Annotated in this window: 3 protein-coding genes; 1 reads left to right on the forward strand and 2 read right to left on the reverse strand. The window is 46.9% G+C overall.

Going from position 1 to position 2,023, the window contains the following annotated elements:
- Positions 1 to 61: 61 nt before the first annotated feature.
- Positions 62 to 1,234, reverse strand: coding sequence for a hypothetical protein (locus CN673_RS21875; RefSeq protein ID WP_099868290.1), 1,173 nt, complete (start codon positions 1,232 to 1,234; stop codon positions 62 to 64).
- On the reverse strand, positions 1,231 to 1,533 hold the full coding sequence (locus CN673_RS21880; protein WP_099868291.1) for a hypothetical protein: 303 nt from the start codon (positions 1,531 to 1,533) through the stop codon (positions 1,231 to 1,233). The genes CN673_RS21875 and CN673_RS21880 overlap by 4 nt, the downstream gene beginning before the upstream one ends.
- Positions 1,534 to 1,590: 57 nt before the next feature.
- Here CN673_RS21880 and CN673_RS21885 point away from each other — a divergent pair, with 57 nt between their 5' ends.
- On the forward strand, positions 1,591 to 1,986 hold the full coding sequence (locus CN673_RS21885; protein ID WP_099868292.1) for a hypothetical protein: 396 nt from the start codon (positions 1,591 to 1,593) through the stop codon (positions 1,984 to 1,986).
- The last annotated feature ends 37 nt before the right edge of the window (positions 1,987 to 2,023 follow it).

Genomic DNA, 2,023 nt, shown 5'->3' on the forward strand with positions numbered 1-2,023 from the left:
AACAAATCAAAAATAAGAATAAGGTAATACTGTGAAGATTGAAAAAATACAAACAAACAGCTCAATCACTGAGTTCTTCGTTGAGGTCAATCTTATCATCTTGATTTCTTGGAGACAAACGAACAATTTGAAGAAGATCGCTCAGCTTTTGTTTGGCTTCCACAATCACCTCATCTCTGATGGCATGAATACTGTCAGCGTCCTCGAAAGTCCGGTCAAGGTTCTCAATGTATGAAATTGCAGATTGGAGACGGTCGGAAGCGGCAGATGGAAGAGTCTTGGAGCTCTTCTGGACAATATCATTCAGCGAAGCATTTAATCTCTTGGCGCAATTTTGAATCGATTTCAGAAGAGCTTCAGATGGATGGACTTTGAACTCATTAGCTTCTTTTTCGATTCTTGCGTAGAGATCGGACAGCGAGGTACTCAACATCTGGGATTTTACATTCCCGCCTTGTTTCTTCAACGTATCCACTAATGTCAGCTTAGCTCTAAGGTTTTCCAACAGAACGGCAATCTGTTGTTGAGCTGGCTGAACTGTTCTCGAAACGATTGCTTGACTAACTCGGGAAGTCAAGTGACGGATTCTCTGAGGGATAGAGCTCTCTGGATTTTCTGTTTCTTCCACTGGGAGATGAAGGAAGTTGTCCAAGAAAGCATTCATAACATCCAAAAGAGAGTTGGTGTATTCAGCCGCTTTGTTCACCGGAACTCCAGCAATAGACTTGCAATTTTCGACAGTCGAGAATATCTTAGCCTCAACTTGTTTCTCATACGCCTTAGTCTTCGTTACAATACCAACGCCGACATCCTTAGTCAAAATAACTCCATCCAAAAGAAGATTTGTCATCGAAGCACTGATAATCAAACCCACTTGAGCACTAACGACAGCCACTCCTAGCCCCAGAGCTGTTCCTGCTTGCGCAAGATCTTTGGCGCTGTGAATCAAATTCTGGCTTTTGTCGTAACCAGTCACTGATGCCTTCGCAAGTCGTTCTGTAGTGGGATAACAATATCTTTCATACAAAGGAGCAAGGAAACTGTCACTGACATCGTAAAGACGAGTCTCGACGCCATTCAACGACTTCTGAACGATCTCATTACTGTTCTTGGTGTAGTCGTAGATATTGCGGAGTCTCACTCCCACGATAGAGTCGCTTAGTTGGCCATAAACTGATCGGAAATACGCGTAGTGGGCATCAACACCATCCACATTATCAATTTCGGTACTCATTTCTCCCGGCTCCACATAATCAGAGACGGGGAAAGCTCAAGATTGGAGACCAAATTGTCAAGATCAATGACACTCCGATCCGGGACACGAACCACTTCTTCCAGCTGTTGCGATTCGCCCCTCCCAATGCCCGGCTCCACATAATCAGAGACGAGAACAAGGCGGCCGAGCTCGAGGCCAAGGTTCACATCCCCCCTGATCGTGCCAAGTTGATCCAACGCCGTGATGGCTTCGAATATTTCCTGGTCAAAATCGAATGGAAACCCGGAGGACCCAAACTCGGCTTGGGCATTCGCCATTACCAGAACCGAGTCCTGGTCTCGAGATGTGATCCCAATTCATTGGCCTCGGCTCAGATGAAGGTCGGAGATCACATCATCGACATTGATTCCAAACCAGTTACGGACAAAGACGTGGCCAGAGAGTTCCTTCTCAAGTCCCTCCAGTCCCAAGGATTTGCGACAATGGTCGTGGAGAGACCAGAATCCATGGAAGCTAAGCACTGGACCCAGCAGGCACTTCAGGCCAATCCCGCTCAACCTCCATCTGTGGCCATGAACTCGGATGTCAGAGACATTGCAGCTAAGGAACGCGCCAGACTGAAGGAAAAAGGCGCGCCGAAGAAGGGCATTATGGGCCGATCCAATGGTGGAAAACGTGTCCAGATCATCGACAGGATTGGTGAACACGTTATCGCTTCGGACAACGAAGGAAAGAATCTCCGCTCCGTCCGCAAGCAAGAAATACCGTGATGCCAAGAAGATCGACAAGCATTTGTACCACGATCTC

The sequence above is a fragment of the Neopararhizobium haloflavum genome (assembly GCF_002750855.1).
Classification (GTDB): Bacteria; Pseudomonadota; Alphaproteobacteria; order Rhizobiales; family Rhizobiaceae; genus Georhizobium; species Georhizobium haloflavum.

What these genes read in the sequence shown, in the direction of transcription:
- CN673_RS21875 (WP_099868290.1), bottom strand. Translation starts at nt 1,234, where the DNA reads ATGAGTACCGAAATTGATAATGTGGATGGTGTTGATGCCCACTACGCG.
- CN673_RS21880 (WP_099868291.1), bottom strand. Translation starts at nt 1,533, where the DNA reads ATGGCGAATGCCCAAGCCGAGTTTGGGTCCTCCGGGTTTCCATTCGAT.
- CN673_RS21885 (WP_099868292.1), top strand. Translation starts at nt 1,591, where the DNA reads ATGAAGGTCGGAGATCACATCATCGACATTGATTCCAAACCAGTTACG.